Origin of the sequence: Hydrogenophaga sp. (assembly GCF_011390835.1) — a bacterium.
In the GTDB taxonomy this organism is placed as follows: domain Bacteria; phylum Pseudomonadota; class Gammaproteobacteria; order Burkholderiales; family Burkholderiaceae_C; genus Hydrogenophaga.
The window spans coordinates 1-12889 of record NZ_JAABRQ010000034.1 but is presented as its reverse complement, the minus strand read 5'-3'; the positions used below and the strand labels follow the sequence as shown (position 1 = coordinate 12889).

The window sequence follows — 12889 nt, the reverse complement described above, 5'->3', positions numbered from 1 at the left end:
CCTGGAAACAACATCCTATGAACGCCACCGATATCCAACAACTCGCAGCAAGCGTGCTGGCTGGCATCGCCCCTGAAGCCGATCTCTCCACCGTGGGCGATACCGAAGACCTGCGCGAGGCGCTGGATCTCGACTCCATGGACTTTTTGAACTTCATCATCGGCCTGAGCCAGGGCAGTGGTCAGGCCATTCCTGAAAGCGATTACCCCAAACTCTTCACCCTTAAGGGCTTGAAGGCCTATCTCTCGAGCTAGCCCGACACCTCTTCCCAGCGCAGGCTCATGGCCGCACCCAGCAGCCCGCACAACCCCAGCAGCAGCACCGTACCTGGCACCGATACCAGCGAGGCCAGCGCACCGAGCGCGCCGGTGAGCAGCAGCAGGCCACCGATCACTGTGTTGCTGACCGCCACGTAGTCGGTGCGGCGGTTGCCGCCTGACATGTCGACCAGGTAGGTCTTGCGACCCAGCCGCACCCCCGCGTGAGCCACGCCCAAGCCAAAGAAAGCCAGTGGATAAGCGATCAAGGCAGCGGTGCCAGACAGGCCGCTCCATGCTGCCAAGGCCACTGCGATGGACAGCACCGCAGCCAGTGCCGAGGCGGCGGCAAACACCTGGCGGCTGGAGCGGTCTGACCAACGGCCCCAGACTGGTGAGCTCAGCAGGCCAGCCAGGCCTTCGAGCAAGATGAAGGTGCCCAGGAGCGCAACCGTCTCGCCCAGTGCATCGCGCGCCAGGGCCACATAGAACGGCGCTGCCAGCCCTGAGCCCATGGCCAGCGCGCGGGCGATCACGAAGCGGCGAAACGGCGCGTCGTCGCGCAGCAGGCCGAGCCTGCCCAGCGCTTCGGCCATGCCGTTCACCCCGCCATCGGTGGCGCCTGGAAATTCGGCGATGCGCGAGAACGACCAGGCCGCAATCACCCACAGCAGCGCGCCACCCGCCAGCAAGCCGGCAAACACACTCGCCGAGCCGGTCTCCGGCAGCAGACCCAGCCCGAGACCCACACCCATGGACAGGGCACCCGCGATCGAGCCGATCCAGCCTGAGAGCACGCCGCGCCGGGTCTTGGGAATGGTCTTGCCCTGCACATCCTTGTAGGCGATGGAGCAGGCACCTCTAGCCAGGCTGAAGAGCGTGAGCAGTGCCACGATGGCGATGCCGGCGCTCAGGCCTTGCAGTGTGAGCGCCACGGTGGCCAGCGCCGCGAGGCAGGCGCCCTGGACCGCGCCCCCCAGCACCCAGATCCACTTGCGCACCGCCAGTGAACGCACCATCGCGCCGATCAGCAGCTGCGGCAGCATCGAGCCCGACTCTCGGATCGGCACCAGCAGCGAGGCCGTCCAGCCCGGCGCGCCCAGGTGCAGCAGCAGCCAGGGCAGGGTGGTCTTGGCGCTGGCCACGCTGTCGGCCAAGGTACTCATCGTGTTGGCTGCCAACAGCCGCATGAAGTTGCCCGGCGTCTCGCGGCAGGCGTCGTCCGAAATCGCCTTGCAGACCCGGCCGTCGTCGTCATCGGCCAGGCGCTGATACACGCTCTCGGCCCAGGCCGGGGTGGTGTTCGGCTGGGCAGGCGGTGCGGTAGACATGAGCCATTGTCTCGCGCCGGGCGGGTGCGAGCATAGCGAGCCACGGGCCTGGCAGCGCGTCGGGGACATGGCATCGACCATCGGCAGACTCACGCAGTTCTAGCCACAATCGGGCATGCCCATCACATCCATCGCCCCCTCGCCGCTTCACTTTCCGCATGCTGTCAACAGCGACCTGGAGCAGAGGGCCGTGATGCACGCGCGGGAGGCAACCTGGTGGGGCTCCCCCGCTGCAGGCATCGAGCGCCGTATGCTGGACCGGGTGGGCGCCGAAGTGGCGCGCGCCACCAGCGTGGTTCGCTACGCCGCGGGCTCGCGCTTTGAAACCCATGTGCACGGTGGCGGCGAAGAAATTCTGGTGCTTGAAGGTACATTTTCAGACGAGCTCGGCGATTACCCCGCGGGCAGCTACCTGCGCAACCCGCCCGGCTCGTCTCACGCACCTTTTTCGGCAGACGGCTGTCTCCTGCTGGTCAAGCTCTGGCAGTTTGGACCGGGCGACAACGAAACCGTGCGCATCGACACCCGCCAGACGCCCTGGCGCCAGGGGCTGGTACCGGGTCTGTCGGTGATGCCGCTGCACGAGCACCACGGCATCAGCACCGCCCTGGTTCGCTGGGCGCCAAACACCCGTTTCAACACCCACCGGCACCCCGGGGGCGAGGAAATTTTTGTGCTGGACGGCGTGTTTCGCGATGAGCACGGCAGTTACCCGCGCCACAGCTGGCTGCGCAGCCCGCGCTGGAGCCAGCACACGCCGTTCACCGCGGAAGAAGGTGCTCTGATCTATGTGAAGGTGGGTCACCTGGGTGCGCCGATGCTCACCCCTTGAGCCATCGCCTAGGCTGCCTTCAGAACAGGCTGGCGGCGATGTTGATGGTGAGCGCTAGCACGGCCGCATTGAAGGCAAACGACAGCACTGATTGCAGCAGAACCAGACGGCGCAAGCTGGGGGAGGTCACGCTCACGTCGGCGGTCTGCGAGGCGACTGCGACGGTGAAAGCAAAATACAGGAAGTCGCTGTAGCTGGGCCGGAATGCCGGGTCGCGATCAGGAAACCGAAGACCTTCACCCTCGCTCCTGTGGTACTCGCTTGCATAAGTCTGAATGAACAGCGTGGGCAACACCAGCCAGCCGCCCGTCACGGTGCTCAACGCGAACAGCACATGGGGCATGGCGTGCCGGGCGCCGGGGACCTTGACCGCAGAGAGCTCGAGTACCACGCCCACCAGAGTGGCGATGGAGGCCACCACCACCAGCCCGAGGACCGTGGCCTCGTTTTCGGCCTGGGCCAGCGCGGCACGGTAGAGGTGGTCGTGGTCGGCGCGCAGCATCATGGCTCCGATCAGAAACAGGTTGAGCGGCAGCGTGAACACCACCGTCCAGAGCATCGAGTAGCCGAACTGCGCACCCGCCTGCGAATAGGTGGCAATGCCGCTCGGATCGTCGTCGTCGGCGCCGGTGATGAGACCTGGGTCAAGCTGGCGCAGCTAGCGGCTCACGCGGATCTGCGGCAGCTGGATCATTGGTCGGCAAGCCGAATCTGCAGGTGGTCAACGAGAGGACGGGGCCAGCTCGGCGCTTGACTTATGCAGCCTTTGCCTTGCGGAGGGTTCGAGCCCCCGACCCGCGTCAACCGGCGGCGGGCGAAGATCGGCCGCGTCAACGAGGCGATGGTGCGTCAGGCCCCGTGCCAGCCTCGTCATCCTCGTCGGCCTGCCGGGCACGCCTGCGCTGCACCAGCAAGGACACCAGCAGCGCAGCGGCAGCCGAACTCGCCAGGAGGGGCGACGCAGTCACCAGCTGGGCCAATCCATCCAGCGATTCGACACTTGCCTGCTGCAGACGTTCGACCAGCGCAGTGATGTCACCTGCCTGCACCTGCCCGGCATCTTCCAGGCGCACATGCACCTGTGTCCAGTCGGGTCGAAATCGGATCCGCGCAAAGACGCCGTCAGCCACCGCGACCAGGGCCAGCACGCCCGCAGACGGGAGCAGGTATTCCAGCAGCCGCTTGCGCTCGGTGACAGGCGCTCCCGAATACACCTCACCAACCAGGCGCGCCACCGAACGATCGGAAGTGGAAGCATCGGGGATGTGCGCCAAAGGAAACCTGGAATCTGAATCGGTGGTCATCGGGAGCCTTTCTCGCACCGAGTTGCGCCATGAGCGCTCGTTGCGGCGTCAAACGCTAGCTTGGACATGCGTTCCTCGCAATGGTGACTCTGAATACTTAGGCCGGATTTAAGTCCTTGAAGAGCGACACGGGCGCCCGGCATGCTCAGGTCCGATTCAGGCCACGAGGTACAGTGGCATCGCACCCTGAAGCAATCGGGCTTTGTTGGCTGGACCGGGACCAAGGCCCTGCGGCAGGTTGCAGCAACAGCCTGCAGCAGATCTGCCGCAGGGTACTTCCGGACGCAGCCCATGAATTTTTTCCACTGGCTCACTGCGCACGGCCTTGTGATGGCCATTGCGTCCTTGGTCTATGTGGTTCATTCGCATGTGATGCAGCAGCGCCGTCAGCCCAGCGCAGCCATCGCCTGGATGCTGTTCATCTTGCTCGTGCCCTACTTGGCCTTGCCCGCTTACCTCATATTCGGCTCGCGCAAACTGCCCAGGCCAGGTGCACAACACCTGGCTGAGCCGATGAGTGTGGGCAATCTGCAGCATTGGGCGATCGACACCCTTGTGGCGCTGGGCCAGCCGGCTCCCGCTGCCTACACCGATCTGCAGGTGCACGCAGGCGGCGAGGCCGCGCAGAACGCTTTGTTGAGCCTGCTGGCCAGCGCGCGCAAGTCAATCGACGTGTGCACTTTCATCCTGGCACGCGATCCCCTGGGCGAAGCTGTTGTGAATCATCTGTGCGAGCGCGCGCGCGCCGGTGTGCGCGTGCGACTTCTGCTGGATGGCATGGGCAGCCTGATGAGAAGGCCACCCGATTTGCAGCGACTGCTCGATGCCGGCGGTACATTCGCTCTGTTCGTGTCACCGCTGCGCTCGCCGCTGAAGGGTCGTACCAATTTGCGCGACCACCGCAAGCTGGTGCTGGTTGACGCGGACGAGTACGACGGCCGCCTGTGGAGCGGGGGACGCAATCTGGCGGCCGAGTATTTCCAGGGTTTGCCGGGCGCAATGCCCTGGCGCGATCTGAGCTTCGAGTTGGGCGGACCCGTGATCGGCCAGGCCGTCGCGCTGTTCGAGCACGACTGGCGCTTTGCTCGGGGTCTGCCACCAGATTCGCTGACGCAAAGCTTCGCGACGGTCGGGGCAGTGCAGCAAGCCGATGGTGCGCAGCTGGTCGCATCCGGACCAGACCAGGCGGACGACACCGTGCACGCCTTGCTGGTATCCGCCGCATACCGGGCGCAGCGCCGCATGTCCCTGGCCACGCCTTATTTCGTGCCGGACGCCGCTTTGCTGATGGCCTTGTGCATGGCGGCCCGGCGCGGCGTGCGGGTGGACCTGCTGCTGCCGGCGCGTTCCAATCACCGGTTGTCCGACTTTGCGCGCGGCCGAGCCCTGCGCGCCCTGGCACAGGCGGGTGGACAGATCTGGCTGACAAAAGGCATGCTGCACGGCAAGCTGGTGGTGGTTGACGAGAGCCTTGCGCTGGCCGGTTCAGCCAACCTGGACAGCAGAAGCCTGTTCATCAATTACGAGTTGATGTTCGCGTTTCACCTGGAGACCGATGTGGGCCAATTCCAGTCCTGGTTCGACAGCGAGCGCGCCGACGCCAAGCCGTTTTCAGCACAACCGCCGGGTCTCTTGCGCGATACCCTCGAAGGGCTGCTGCTCTGGACGGGGTTTCAGCTATGAGCACGGCACGATGCACATCGCCGGTCGCTCAGGCGTTCTTCATGGAGTCGCTCGACGCCATTTTCCTCAACACAGCAGTTCCGGCGACCGCGGCAGCACTGGCCGTTGCTCCGCTCAGCACGAAGGTTGTACTCAGCAGCTACATGCTCCCGGTGGCGGTGGCGGTGGCGGTGGCGGTGTTTTTACCAGTCGGCGGTTGGTTGACGCCATCGTCACTGGTAGCCGAGCGGAGTGATGGCGGCCCGCGGTGAGCAGGAGCGTTTCAGCACGTCATAAGCGAAGGCGGCCCTACGCTCCACAATTGTCATCACTTCAGGAACCATACCGCCTCGGTGTGGTCCGCCCATTTCCTTTGCATCCAACGAGAAACCTCCATGCCCCCGCTGACACAAGCGCTCATCGTCGTCAACGTACTGGCATTTTTCGCCCAGCAATGGTTTGGCGACCTGCTCATCCAGTGGTTCGCCTTGTGGCCGCTGAGCACGGGACTGTTTATGCCGTGGCAGCTGGGAAGCTACGCCTTTCTTCACGGTGGGCTGACGCACCTGGCCTTCAACATGTACGGCGTATGGCTCTTTGGCGGTGAGCTTGAGCGGGTCTGGGGCTCGCGTCGACTGGGCGCTTTTTTTGGCGTCAGCGCGTTGGTGGCGGGCGCATCGCAGCTGCTGGTGAGCGCGGTGATGGGTAGCGGCGTACCGACGGTCGGCGCCTCGGGCGGCCTGTTCGGCCTACTGATCGGTTTTGCCATGGTCTTCCCGCGCCGCACCATCATGCCGCTGCTACCTCCCATTCCCATGCCTGCACCCGTTTTCGTGGCGCTTTACGGCTTCATCGAGTTGACGCTGGGCGTCACCGGCAGCGCCAGCGGGGTGGCCCATTTCGCGCACCTGGGTGGGCTGCTGGGCGGCTGGCTGGTGATGCGGTACTGGCGCGGGCAGATTCCCTTCGGCCCGCGCTATTGAGGGAGCTGCCCGACACGGTGCGCACTTCAAACGTACTTTGTGTCCGCCGATTCCAGGGATGGCTCATCCAACGCACGGTTTATCCTTGCCAACCATGAAGCTATACAACTACTTCCGTTCGTCAGCCTCGTTTCGCGTGCGCATCGCACTGGGCTTGAAAGGCCTGCCCTACGAGTACCTGCCAATTCACCTGGCCAAGGGTGAGCACAAGCAGCCGGGTTATGCCGATATCGCGGCGGATGGTCTGGTGCCGGTGCTGGAGCTTGACGACGGCACGCGGTTGTCGCAGTCCATGGCCATCATCGAGTTTCTCGACGAACAGCACCCCACGCCAGCGCTGCTGCCGGCCGACGCGCTGGGCCGTGCCCGGGTGCGCGCGCTGGCGCAGTCGATCGCCTGCGAAATCCACCCGATCAACAACCTGCGTGTGCTCAAGTACTTGGTGCGCGAGCTGAAGGTGGACGAGGACGCCAAGAACACCTGGTACCGCCACTGGGTACGCAGCGGGCTGGAGGCTTTCGAGCGCCAGCTGGCCCAGGAGCCTGTGAGCCGTTTCTGCCACGGCGATGCGCCCACATTGGCCGACTGTTGTCTGGTGCCGCAGATCTACAACGCCCAGCGCTTCAACACGCCGCTGGACGGCCTGCCGCGCACCATGGCGGCTCACGAGGCCTGCATGGCCTTGCCCGCGTTCCAGGCGGCACACCCTTCGGCCTGTCCGGATGCCGAAGCCTGAGGCGTCCCGCCTACCTGGCCTGCTGCGGCCAGACTGGCCAGCACCGTACGGGGTGCACGCGCTCTTCACCTCGCGCGCCGGCGGCAGCTCCTTGCCGCCCTTTGATAGTCTGAATTTGGGTGATCACGTCGGAGACGAGCCGGCCGCGGTCGCAGCCAACCGGGCAGCGTTAGCCGATGCGCTTCAGGCCAGACCGGTGTTTCTCCATCAGGTGCACGGCACCGAGGTGGCAGCGATCGACGCTCACACGCCCGACGCCACGGTGGCCGACGGCTGCCTCACTGAGGCCCGAGGTGTTGCCTGCACCGTCATGGTGGCCGACTGCCTGCCGGTTTTGTTCGCCCTGAAGGATCGGCCTGTGGTGGCTGCGGCGCATGCGGGCTGGCGCGGGCTGCTGGGTGAGGCAGGCCGGGGGGTGCTGGAGGCCAGCTTTGATGCGCTGGTGCAGGCGGCTCAGCGCGCCGATGCGCTCGCCACCCGCGACACCGTGGCGGCCGACACCCTGGTCTGGCTGGGGCCCTGCATCGGGCCGACTGCGTTTGAGGTGGGCCCTGAAGTGCGCGAGGCGTTTGTCGCCACTGATCCGGGTGCCGTTGCGTGTTTTGTGGATCAGCCCGGAGGCAAGTACTTGGCCGACCTGCCGGCGCTGGCGCGGCGGCGTTTGCGCGCGCTGGGCATCTCAACCGTGTACGGCAACGACGGCAGCGACCCTTGGTGCACCGTCAGTCAGTCAGCCACCTTCTTTTCCCACCGGCGTGATGCTGGCCGGCTCGGCAGCAGCGGGCGCATGGCTGCCTGTATCTGGATCGCCTGAGGCTGCTGAGGTCTCGGCCGCGGCGCGGCGCAGCTGGTCTTCGGCCGCTTCGCGAGCCTTGTTTTCCTTGCGGCGTTGTGGCGTGCGCATCAGGTAAACCACGAGTGACACGGGCAGCAGCCCGTACAGAATAAACGTCACAATGGCTCCGAGCACGGTGCCGGTGGTGTTCGACCCTTCGGCCACCGCCATCATGAGCACCACGTACAACCAACCGATCACCACCAGATACACAGCGAGCCTTTCAAGCGAGGTGGTCGCGTCAGCTTGCTGGAAGCCGCGCCATTGACACTCGGGTAAACCCGGAACTCCACCGTGGGGTCCCATAATAAAGCGATCAAAAAGGCATTGGAGACAGGCATGACATCTGGAAAAACCCCCGAGCAACCCTGGCTGGAAGCTGCGCAACAGTTTCAGCAGAACCTGGTTGCGCAGTGGACACAGGCAGCCCAGGCCTTCCCCGGCGCGGTCGGCCAGGCGCCTGGCGTTGCCGCAGCCGATCCCTGGGCTGCGTTCAAAGCCTTCATGCCCCAGGGCAGTGGCGCCAACCCGTTCGCGATGCCTATGCCTGACGCCAGCACCGGCATGGGCAACATGGGTCACCTGTTCACCCAGGTGGCCGGGCATCCGGTGACTTTCGACCCGACACGGCTGATGGAAATCCAGAGCAATTACCTCAAGGAAGTGGGCGCGCTCTGGAACCAGGGCATGGATGCCAAGCCCACCGGCGATCGCCGTTTCGCCGGTGAAGCCTGGAGCCACAACCCGGTGTCGGCGTTTTCGGCCGCGACCTACCTGCTCAACGCCCGCACCCTGATGGCGATGGCCGAAGCGGTGCAGGGCGACGCCAAGACGCGCAGCCGCGTGCGCTTCGCGGTGCAGCAGTGGATCGATGCCAGCTCGCCGAGCAACTTTCTCGCCTTCAACGCCGAAGCGCAGAAAAAAGCCATCGACACCCAGGGCGAGAGCATCGCCCAGGGCGTGGCCAACCTGCTGCACGACATGAAGCAGGGCCATGTGTCCATGACCGACGAAAGCGTGTTCGAGGTCGGCAAGAATGTGGCCACCACCGAAGGCGCCGTGGTGTTTGAAAACGAGCTGTTCCAGCTGATCGAATACAAGCCGCTGACCGCCAAGGTCTACGAGCGTCCGTTCCTGCTGGTGCCGCCCTGCATCAACAAGTTCTACATCCTGGACCTGCAGCCGAGCAATTCGTTGATCCGCTACAGCGTGGAGCAGGGCCACCGCACCTTTGTGGTGAGCTGGCGTAACCCCGACGAATCGCTGGCCGACAAGACCTGGGACAACTACATCGAAGACGCGGTCATTGAAGCCATCAAGGTCACGCAGGACATCACTGGCGCTGAGACCATCAACGCCCTGGGCTTCTGCGTCGGCGGAACCATGCTGAGCAACGCGCTGGCCGTGCTGGCCGCGCGCGGCGAGGAGCCGGTGCACAGCGCGACCTTCCTCACCACACTGATCGACTTCACAGACACCGGCATCCTCGACGTGTTCATCGACGAGAACTTCGTCAAGTACCGGGAGATGCAGTTCGCTGAAGGCGGCCTGATGCCAGGACGCGACCTCGCCACCACCTTCAGCTTTCTGCGACCGAACGACCTGGTGTGGAACTACGTGGTGGGTAACTACCTCAAGGGCGAGTCACCCCCCCCATTTGACCTGCTGTACTGGAACTCGGATGCGACCAACCTGCCGGGCCCTTACTACGCCTGGTACCTGCGTCAGACCTACCTGGAAAACAACCTGGTCAAGCCCGGCAAAGCCAAGGTCTGCGGCGAGAAGATCGACTTTCGCAAGGTCAAGATTCCGGTGTACCTCTACGGCTCGCGCGAGGACCACATCGTGCCCATCGGTGGCGCCTACGCCAGCACTCAGGTGTTTCCGGGCAAGAAGCGTTTTGTGATGGGGGCTTCAGGCCACATTGCGGGCGTGATCAACCCACCCGCCTCGGGCAAGCGCAGCCACTGGACCGGCCCTGCCAACAAATTCCCTGCCGATGTGAACGACTGGATTGCCAGCGCGACCGAACACAAAGGCAGCTGGTGGACCGACTGGGCCGACTGGCTCAAACCGCTGGCGGGCAAGCAGATCGCCGCACCCAAGAGCTATGGCAAGGGCAAGACCTATCCCGCGATCGAGCCAGCACCAGGCCGCTACGTCAAGGCAAAAGCGTGAATTACCCCCGCCGCGCTTCGCGCGGCCCCCTCAAGGGGACAACGCTGGCAGCCCTGCAGAGCCGGTTGCGCGGCGTTCTGAGTCAAGGCGCTTCGTGCGCTCCCGCACAATTTTCTTAATTTGACAAGGAGACAACATGGAAGACATCGTCATCGTTTCAGCCGCCCGCACCGGTGTGGGCAAGTTCGGCGGATCCATCGCCAAGGTGCCCGCCACAGAGCTGGGCAGTATCGTGATCAAGGCGTTGCTCGAGCGCACCGGCTTGCCGGCCGACGCCATCGGTGAAGTGATCATGGGCCAGGTGCTGGCCGCGGGCGTGGGCCAGAACCCGGCCCGTCAGGCCATGATGAAGGCCGGGGTGGCCAAGGAGACGCCGGCGCTCACCATCAATGCCGTGTGTGGCTCCGGCCTCAAGGCCGTGATGCTGGCCGCGCAGGCTGTGGCCTGGGGCGACAGCGAGATCGTGATCGCCGGTGGCCAGGAAAACATGAGCGCCAGCCCGCACGTGTTGAACAACTCCCGCGACGGCCAGCGCATGGGCGACTGGAAGTTGATCGACACCATGATCGTTGACGGTCTGTGGGACGTCTACAACCAGTACCACATGGGCATCACCGCTGAGAACGTGGCCAAGGCCCACGAGATCACGCGCGACATGCAGGACGCGCTTGCGCTGGGCAGCCAGCAGAAAGCCCTGGCCGCTCAGGAGGCGGGCAAGTTCAAGGACGAAATTGTCGATGTAGCCATTCCCCAGCGAAAGGGCGATCCGATCATCTTCAACAGCGATGAATTCATCAACAAGAAGACCAGTGCCGACGTGCTGGCGGGTCTGCGTCCCGCCTTCGACAAGGCTGGTACGGTGACCGCAGGCAATGCTTCGGGCATCAACGATGGCGCCGCTGCCGTCATGGTCATGAGCGCCAAGAAAGCCGCTGCACTGGGCCTGAAACCCCTGGCGCGCATTGCTGCGTTTGGCACCAGCGGTCTGGACCCAGCCACCATGGGCATGGGCCCGGTGCCCGCTTCGCAGAAAGCGCTGGCGCGCGCGGGCTGGAAGGCCGCCGATGTGGACCTGTTTGAGCTCAACGAAGCCTTCGCGGCCCAGGCCTGCGCAGTTAACAAGGTGCTGGAGATCGATCCGAACAAGGTCAACGTCAATGGTGGCGCCATCGCCATCGGCCACCCGATCGGCGCGTCGGGTTGCCGCATCCTGGTCACGCTGCTGCACGAAATGCAGCGCCGTGACGTGCGCAAGGGCCTCGCCGCGCTGTGCATCGGCGGTGGCATGGGGGTTTCCCTCGCAGTCGAACGCTGAATCGCAGCTAAATTGATTCCTGTGTCATCCGTGTGGTCCACGGGCGTGACAGGAAATCCCTTCATCACCAATGGTCGACAAGGCCACCCCAGAGGAGCAAGAGAATGAGTCAAAAAGTAGCGTATGTCACCGGCGGCATGGGCGGCATCGGAACCGCGATCTGCCAGCGGCTGCACAAGGAAGGCTTCACCGTCGTCGCCGGCTGCGGCCCGACGCGCGATTTCAAGAAGTGGCTGGACGAGCAGAAAGCTCTGGGCTACACGTTTTATGCCTCGGTCGGCAACGTGGGTGACTGGGATTCCACCGTGGAGGCGTTCTCCAAGACCAAGGCCGAGCACGGCAGCATCGACGTGCTGGTCAACAACGCCGGCATCACCAAGGACCGCATGTTCCTCAAGATGTCGCGAGAAGACTGGAGCGCGGTGATGAACACCAACCTGGACTCCATGTTCAACGTGACCAAACAGGTTGTGGCCGACATGGTGGAAAAGGGCTGGGGCCGCATCATCAACATCAGCTCGGTCAACGGCGAAAAAGGCCAGGCTGGCCAGACCAACTACTCTGCTGCCAAGGCTGGCATGCATGGCTTCTCGATGGCCCTGGCCCAGGAGATGGCCACCAAGGGCGTGACGGTCAACACTGTGAGCCCGGGCTACATCGGCACCGACATGGTTAATGCCATTCGCCCCGATGTGCTGGAGAAAATCGTGGCCACGGTCCCCGTCAAGCGCCTGGGCAAGCCCAGCGAGATCGCCTCCATCATCGCCTGGCTCGCTTCGGAAGAGGGCGGCTACGCTACTGGCGCTGATTTCTCGGTGAACGGTGGTCTGCACATGGGGTGATCTCCCCGCGTCTTGCCACGAGCCCGCTACCCAGCGGGCTTTTTTTTGGTGCGCCCGGCAGGGCGCACCTACTTGGAGGTGAAAGTCCTCTACTCGCCCGGCAAGGGGAAGAGTTAGCCGAAGGCAAGGGTTTCGCGGGTGACCGCGAGTCTGAAGGAAGCCGGATGGCAAAGCGCTGGCCTGACGAACAGGAAGCGGATATGAGGCGACGCATCGGGGTGAGATGTCCAAAATCATCGAAGCCCGAAACTTGCACGGAACGATGCGGCGTAGATCCGACAGGCATAAGCGTGAAGGTGGGTGCGCAATACCCGGGGAGATCTGACAGGGTGCCAACTGGGGGAGACCCCAAGCGGCTACCGGCGCCGAGAGGCGACGGGATGCGCTGTCAGAAGTCAGCAGAGGGCATAGTAGGCGCGAGCAGCGATGTAAGCGCCGAAGGCCCGAACAAGCAGAAACGAGAGTAGGACGACTGGAGCTCGATGACCATTGACGAAGCAGAAGCCCTCGCAGGAGGGGCCAGCGGCGACACAACCGGACGGTATCCGGGGATTGCGCACGCGGGTGCGGAAATGGACACGGGTACAGACGGGCAAACGAAATCGGAGAGCCAC

At 64.2% G+C, this 12889-nt stretch carries 14 protein-coding genes; 10 read left to right on the top strand and 4 right to left on the bottom strand.

Annotation, left to right across the window (positions count from 1 at the left end):
• Positions 1–17 precede the first annotated feature (17 nt).
• Positions 18–254, top strand: a complete 237-nt coding sequence (locus GPT34_RS15965; protein WP_291014559.1) for an acyl carrier protein — start codon at positions 18–20, stop codon at positions 252–254.
• Here the strand turns inward: GPT34_RS15965 and GPT34_RS15960 are convergent.
• Positions 251–1588, bottom strand: coding sequence for a hypothetical protein (locus GPT34_RS15960; RefSeq protein WP_291014557.1), 1338 nt, complete (start codon positions 1586–1588; stop codon positions 251–253). The genes GPT34_RS15965 and GPT34_RS15960 overlap by 4 nt on opposite strands.
• A gap of 115 nt (positions 1589–1703) precedes the next feature.
• Between GPT34_RS15960 and GPT34_RS15955 the strand changes: the two genes are divergently transcribed.
• The gene (locus tag GPT34_RS15955) at positions 1704–2420 is read left to right on the top strand and encodes a cupin domain-containing protein (protein WP_291014555.1); all 717 of its coding nucleotides are present in this window, start codon (positions 1704–1706) and stop codon (positions 2418–2420) included.
• 19 nt (positions 2421–2439) lie between these two features.
• Here GPT34_RS15955 and GPT34_RS15950 read toward each other — a convergent pair whose 3' ends face one another.
• Together GPT34_RS15950 and GPT34_RS15945 are read right to left on the bottom strand one after the other, a co-directional pair.
• Entirely contained in the window at positions 2440–2979 is a 540-nt protein-coding gene (locus GPT34_RS15950; RefSeq protein WP_291014553.1) for a DUF1345 domain-containing protein, read from the bottom strand.
• Between the two features lie 271 nt (positions 2980–3250).
• Entirely contained in the window at positions 3251–3724 is a 474-nt protein-coding gene (locus GPT34_RS15945; RefSeq protein WP_291014551.1) for a hypothetical protein, read from the bottom strand.
• Between the two features lie 291 nt (positions 3725–4015).
• On the opposite strand from GPT34_RS15945, the gene GPT34_RS15940 reads away from it, so the two are divergent.
• From GPT34_RS15940 to pgeF, 5 genes are all read left to right on the top strand, one after another.
• Entirely contained in the window at positions 4016–5407 is a 1392-nt protein-coding gene (locus GPT34_RS15940; protein ID WP_291014549.1) for a phospholipase D-like domain-containing protein, read from the top strand.
• Between the two features lie 41 nt (positions 5408–5448).
• Positions 5449–5658: a hypothetical protein gene (locus tag GPT34_RS15935; protein ID WP_291014547.1), complete on the top strand. Its 210-nt coding sequence runs from the start codon at positions 5449–5451 to the stop codon at positions 5656–5658.
• A gap of 123 nt (positions 5659–5781) precedes the next feature.
• Complete coding sequence (locus GPT34_RS15930) at positions 5782–6369, top strand: rhomboid family intramembrane serine protease (protein ID WP_291014544.1); 588 nt, start codon at positions 5782–5784, stop codon at positions 6367–6369.
• A gap of 94 nt (positions 6370–6463) precedes the next feature.
• Positions 6464–7105: a maleylacetoacetate isomerase gene (gene maiA, locus GPT34_RS15925; protein WP_291014543.1), complete on the top strand. Its 642-nt coding sequence runs from the start codon at positions 6464–6466 to the stop codon at positions 7103–7105.
• Positions 7092–7919 carry a peptidoglycan editing factor PgeF gene (gene pgeF / locus GPT34_RS15920; protein WP_291014542.1) on the top strand — a complete coding sequence of 276 codons (828 nt, stop codon included), beginning with the start codon at positions 7092–7094 and terminating at the stop codon, positions 7917–7919. Before maiA ends, pgeF begins: the two co-directional genes overlap by 14 nt.
• Here pgeF and GPT34_RS15915 read toward each other — a convergent pair.
• On the bottom strand, positions 7836–8153 hold the full coding sequence (locus tag GPT34_RS15915; RefSeq protein WP_291014539.1) for a hypothetical protein: 318 nt from the start codon (positions 8151–8153) through the stop codon (positions 7836–7838). The genes pgeF and GPT34_RS15915 overlap by 84 nt on opposite strands.
• A 126-nt stretch (positions 8154–8279) precedes the next feature.
• Here GPT34_RS15915 and phaC point away from each other — a divergent pair, with 126 nt between their 5' ends.
• From phaC to phbB, 3 genes are all read left to right on the top strand, one after another.
• A complete protein-coding gene (phaC, locus tag GPT34_RS15910) occupies positions 8280–10118 on the top strand; it encodes a class I poly(R)-hydroxyalkanoic acid synthase (RefSeq protein ID WP_291014536.1) in 1839 nt (612 codons plus the stop codon).
• A 136-nt stretch (positions 10119–10254) separates the two neighbouring features.
• The gene (locus GPT34_RS15905) at positions 10255–11433 is read left to right on the top strand and encodes an acetyl-CoA C-acetyltransferase (RefSeq protein WP_291014533.1); all 1179 of its coding nucleotides are present in this window, start codon (positions 10255–10257) and stop codon (positions 11431–11433) included.
• A 104-nt stretch (positions 11434–11537) separates the two neighbouring features.
• On the top strand, positions 11538–12275 hold the full coding sequence (gene phbB, locus GPT34_RS15900; RefSeq protein ID WP_291014531.1) for an acetoacetyl-CoA reductase: 738 nt from the start codon (positions 11538–11540) through the stop codon (positions 12273–12275).
• The last annotated feature ends 614 nt before the right edge of the window (positions 12276–12889 follow it).

Bases quoted from the DNA above. Each gene is read 5' to 3' on its own strand.
- GPT34_RS15965 (WP_291014559.1), top strand. From the start codon at position 18: ATGAACGCCACCGATATCCAACAACTCGCAGCAAGCGTGCTGGCTGGC.
- GPT34_RS15960 (WP_291014557.1), bottom strand. From the start codon at position 1,588: ATGTCTACCGCACCGCCTGCCCAGCCGAACACCACCCCGGCCTGGGCC.
- GPT34_RS15955 (WP_291014555.1), top strand. From the start codon at position 1,704: ATGCCCATCACATCCATCGCCCCCTCGCCGCTTCACTTTCCGCATGCT.
- GPT34_RS15950 (WP_291014553.1), bottom strand. From the start codon at position 2,979: ATGCTCTGGACGGTGGTGTTCACGCTGCCGCTCAACCTGTTTCTGATC.
- GPT34_RS15945 (WP_291014551.1), bottom strand. From the start codon at position 3,724: ATGACCACCGATTCAGATTCCAGGTTTCCTTTGGCGCACATCCCCGAT.
- GPT34_RS15940 (WP_291014549.1), top strand. From the start codon at position 4,016: ATGAATTTTTTCCACTGGCTCACTGCGCACGGCCTTGTGATGGCCATT.
- GPT34_RS15935 (WP_291014547.1), top strand. From the start codon at position 5,449: ATGGAGTCGCTCGACGCCATTTTCCTCAACACAGCAGTTCCGGCGACC.
- GPT34_RS15930 (WP_291014544.1), top strand. From the start codon at position 5,782: ATGCCCCCGCTGACACAAGCGCTCATCGTCGTCAACGTACTGGCATTT.
- maiA (WP_291014543.1), top strand. From the start codon at position 6,464: ATGAAGCTATACAACTACTTCCGTTCGTCAGCCTCGTTTCGCGTGCGC.
- pgeF (WP_291014542.1), top strand. From the start codon at position 7,092: ATGCCGAAGCCTGAGGCGTCCCGCCTACCTGGCCTGCTGCGGCCAGAC.
- phaC (WP_291014536.1), top strand. From the start codon at position 8,280: ATGACATCTGGAAAAACCCCCGAGCAACCCTGGCTGGAAGCTGCGCAA.
- GPT34_RS15905 (WP_291014533.1), top strand. From the start codon at position 10,255: ATGGAAGACATCGTCATCGTTTCAGCCGCCCGCACCGGTGTGGGCAAG.
- phbB (WP_291014531.1), top strand. From the start codon at position 11,538: ATGAGTCAAAAAGTAGCGTATGTCACCGGCGGCATGGGCGGCATCGGA.